The organism is Amycolatopsis sp. NPDC021455 (assembly GCF_040640995.1).
Taxonomy (GTDB): domain Bacteria; phylum Actinomycetota; class Actinomycetes; order Mycobacteriales; family Pseudonocardiaceae; genus Amycolatopsis.
Genome location: NZ_JBFACT010000158.1, coordinates 1 through 2,091, shown reverse-complemented (window position 1 = coordinate 2,091; position 2,091 = coordinate 1). Strand labels below are relative to the sequence as shown.

The window sequence follows — 2,091 nt, the reverse complement described above, 5'->3', positions numbered from 1 at the left end:
CGTTCGGTGCGTCCAACGCACCGAACGCCACATTGGGTGCGTCCAACGCAACCAACGCCACATTGGGGCGCATCCGCGGGCCGCCGTCAACGAACCTCGGACGCGGGACACCGGGGTTTCACGCGGGCGGCAGCGCGCGGCACAGGGCGTCGAGAGCCGCGGGGTAGGCGTGTTCGGGCGGGGTCGCGTAGCCGACGACCAGTCCGTCCATTGTGGACATCGTGGCGGCCGGGTGGCGGAAGGCGGCCAGGCCGTCGAGCGCGAGTCCCTGCCACACCGCGGCCTTGCGGGCCGACTCCTCCGTGCCCGGCGGCAGGCGCAGCACGGCGTGCAGGCCGGCGGCGATGCCGGTCGGCACGACGTGCGGTGCCCGTTCGGCGAGCGTCGTCACGAGCTGGTCGCGACGGCGGCGGTAGCGCTGGCGCATCCGCCGGATGTGCCGGTCGTACGCGCCGGAGCGGATGAACTCCGCCAGGGTGAGCTGGTCGAGCACGCCCGCCCACGCCTCGCGCTCGCCCTTCGCCGCGAGCACGGCGTCGACGAGGTGGCCGGGCAGCGCCAGCCAGCCGAGCCGCACCGCGGGCGACAGGCTCTTGCTGGCCGAACCGGCGTAGACGACGTGCTCGGGGTCGAGGCCCTGGACCGCGCCGACCGGCTTGCGGTCGTAGCGGAACTCGCCGTCGTAGTCGTCTTCGACGAGCACGCCGCCGGTCGCGCGGACGTGGCCGACGACGGCGGTGCGGCGGTCGTGGTGCAGCGGGCCGCCGGTCGGGAACTGGTGCGCCGGCGTGAGCAGCACGGACGGCGTGCCCAGGTCCTCGACGCGTGCGCCGTTTTCGTCCAGCGCCAACGGGATCGTCTCGACTCCGGCCGCGGCGAAGATCGACCGGTGGAACGCGAGGCCGTACGACTCGACCGCGAGCGGCCCCGGCAGCACCGCCGGAAACAGCAACCGCAGCGCGTGCGCGAAGCCCGAGCACACCACGATCCGGTCCGGTGACGTCCGCACGCCGCGGGCCCGCGCGAGGTACTGGGCGAGCGCCTCCCGCAGTTCGCGGCGGCCGCGCGGGTCGCCGGGGCCGAAGGCGTCGTGCGGAGCCACGTTCAGCGCGCGGCGCGCGGCGGCGAGCCATTCGGTGCGCGGGAACGACGTCGCGTCGGGCTGCCCCTGCCGGAGGTCGTACCGGGGTTCCGGCGTGCGCGGCGCCTTTTTGGGCGTCCGCACCGGTTTCAGCGGCTCGGCCCGCTCCGCGACCCGGGTACCGGAGCCCTGGACGGCGGTGAGCCAGCCCTCGGCGACCAGCTCGGCGTAGGCGTCGGCGACGGTGTTGCGGGCCAGCCCCAGATCGGCGGCCAGCGAACGGTACGGCGGCAGCCGGGTGCCCGGGGCGAGCCGCCCGGCGCGGACGGCGTCGCGCAGCGCGGCGATGAGCGCCGCCCGCTTGCCGCCGGTGCCCACCAGCTCCAGGTGCAGGTCGACGCCCGAATTGGCCCAGTCTTTCGCCACGGAAATGCACCCTACACGCGGGTCAACCGGGCCCTAGATTTCTGGTCATGACGAACTCCCGCCCCAACTTCGCCAAGACCGCCCCGAAGGCCTTCAAGGCCCTGATCGGCTTCGACGCCGCCGCCCGCGCCGGGCTGGACCCCGCGCTGGTCGAGCTGGTCCAGATCCGCGCGTCGCAGCTCAACCGCTGCGCGTACTGCCTGCACATGCACACTTCGGACGCCCGCAAGGCGGGCGAGAGCGAAGAGCGGCTGCACATGGTCGCGGTATGGCGCGAAGCCGGTCATTTCTTCAGCGAGAAGGAGCAGGCCGCACTGGCCCTGACCGAAGCCGTCACGCTGGTCTCGGGTGGTGTCCCCGACGACGTCTACACCCGGGCGCTCGAGGAGTTCGGCGAGGAGGAGCTGGGGCAGTTGCTGGCGCTGATCTTCACCATCAACACGTGGAACCGCATCGCCATCACGACGGCGAAGGTGCCGGGCACGGACGAACGCGCGGCCCGCTGAAGCGCCCCAATGTGGCGTTGGGGGGGGGGGGGGGCCCCCCCCCCCCCAAGGGTGGGGTTGTGGCCCACAAACCCCCAA

2 protein-coding genes are annotated in these 2,091 nt (G+C 73.5%); one reads left to right on the top strand and one right to left on the bottom strand.

Annotated features, from left to right (window positions below):
* Positions 1 to 118: 118 nt before the first annotated feature.
* Positions 119 to 1,507, bottom strand: a complete 1,389-nt coding sequence (locus AB0G28_RS49290) for a PLP-dependent aminotransferase family protein (RefSeq protein ID WP_361106645.1) — start codon at positions 1,505 to 1,507, stop codon at positions 119 to 121.
* 47 nt (positions 1,508 to 1,554) lie between these two features.
* On the opposite strand from AB0G28_RS49290, the gene AB0G28_RS49285 reads away from it, so the two are divergent.
* Positions 1,555 to 2,013, top strand: coding sequence for a carboxymuconolactone decarboxylase family protein (locus AB0G28_RS49285; RefSeq protein WP_361106642.1), 459 nt, complete (start codon positions 1,555 to 1,557; stop codon positions 2,011 to 2,013).
* The last annotated feature ends 78 nt before the right edge of the window (positions 2,014 to 2,091 follow it).

Coding starts and splice junctions, on each gene's coding strand:
- AB0G28_RS49285 (WP_361106642.1), top strand. CDS start 1,555: ATGACGAACTCCCGCCCCAACTTCGCCAAGACCGCCCCGAAGGCCTTC.